At 61.7% G+C, this 507-nt stretch carries 1 protein-coding gene; it reads right to left on the reverse strand.

All coding sequences use genetic code 11. The features are described from left to right. The coding region (locus EOA24_RS40580; protein WP_127410955.1) for an LLM class flavin-dependent oxidoreductase at nt 1–507 on the reverse strand (507 nt) is incomplete at both ends.

Below are 507 nucleotides of genomic sequence, written 5' to 3' on the forward strand. Positions count from 1 at the left end.
GATCGAGACCTTGGTAGTGGTGGGCGAGGATGTTCCAGGCGATGGAAGGATGAACGAGGGACTGGAGATAGTCGTAGTTCGCCCGGGCCTCCGCCTCGGTTCCTCCAAGAACAGGAAATATGCCGGGACTGATCAGCAGTTCGTCGGGCCCGCGGCCGTAGCGCGCGAGCCGTCCCTTGACGTCCGAATAGAATTCCTGCGCGTCCTCGAGCGTCTGGTTGGCCGTGAATATCATCTCGGCCGTCCGGGCCGCGAGCTCACGGCCAGGCTCCGAGGCACCGGCCTGCACGATCACAGGGTAGCCCTGAACGGGTCGGCCGACATTGAGAGGGCCGGCTACCGAAAAGAACTGCCCTTTGTGATTGACATGATGCACCTTCTCGAGATCGAGGTAGACGCCGCTCTGCTTGTCGCGAATGAAGGCGTCGTCCTCGTAGGAGTCCCACAATCCCTTGACCAGATCGACGAATTCCTCGGCGCGCGCATATCGGTCGGCGTGAGCGGGAT

The sequence above is a fragment of the Mesorhizobium sp. M2A.F.Ca.ET.039.01.1.1 genome (assembly GCF_003998035.1).
Classification (GTDB): domain Bacteria; phylum Pseudomonadota; class Alphaproteobacteria; order Rhizobiales; family Rhizobiaceae; genus Mesorhizobium.